General features: G+C 46.0%; 1 protein-coding gene. It reads right to left on the bottom strand.

Going from position 1 to position 752, the window contains the following annotated elements; translation table 11 throughout:
• The coding region (locus R7Z77_RS25245) for a GNAT family N-acetyltransferase (RefSeq protein ID WP_318137032.1) at positions 1-752 on the bottom strand (752 nt) is incomplete at both ends.

Below are 752 nucleotides of genomic sequence, written 5' to 3'. Positions count from 1 at the left end.
ATAACCAGCTTGTTGCCAAAACTGAATCAACTCATCCGTCGCACCAAAACTTGTCGATAGGTAATCCACATGGGCACCAACACTTTCCTCGAGTAGTGTTAGCATGCGCTTGCCAATGCCCGAACCTTGTAGATCAGGATGCACCGCAATTCGCATCACTCGTGAAGTAATAAGCTTACCTACCTTTACCAAACCAAGTTGATTGATGATGGTGATTGGCGTCAAATGCCCTTTAGGACGACGTTGACCAAGTTGAACGGCTTCAATTAACTCGTCATCAAGACCGCCCTCCTCAACCGTGAGAATGACCCCGATGATATTTTGTTTATCCATCGCGAGATAAACGGAGCTGTTGTCATCTCGCAGTAAATGGAGCAAATCATTCGGTGAGGTTTGATAATGAGCATTAACCAGTAAAGCAAAGCATTCGCGTAGTAAGTTGGGTTGGTGAACCAGTGCTTGCTTGTCCACTTTGTTCAACGATACGTTCGCCATGCCTTCAATGGATTGCGGCGATAATTCCGCGTTCAAGATAAAAGCGTCATACAACCACGTTTCTAACTTATCATCTACGCTCCAACGAATTGGCTGCTGCATGTGATACGTCTTCATGCCAGGTCGTTGTTGTTGCAACCATTCAATGAACTTCAACGTGAAGCCACGTCCGCAGCCCTCATAGCCATGAATCGTGCTAGAAAAGACCAAACGATGATAATGCTCGGTGATTTGTTTGAGCATCGGAACGGGAATCG

The organism is Vibrio sp. 1401 (genome assembly GCF_033340295.1).
Note: the sequence above shows the minus strand (reverse complement) of the source record. Positions and strands in the feature narration are given on the sequence as shown.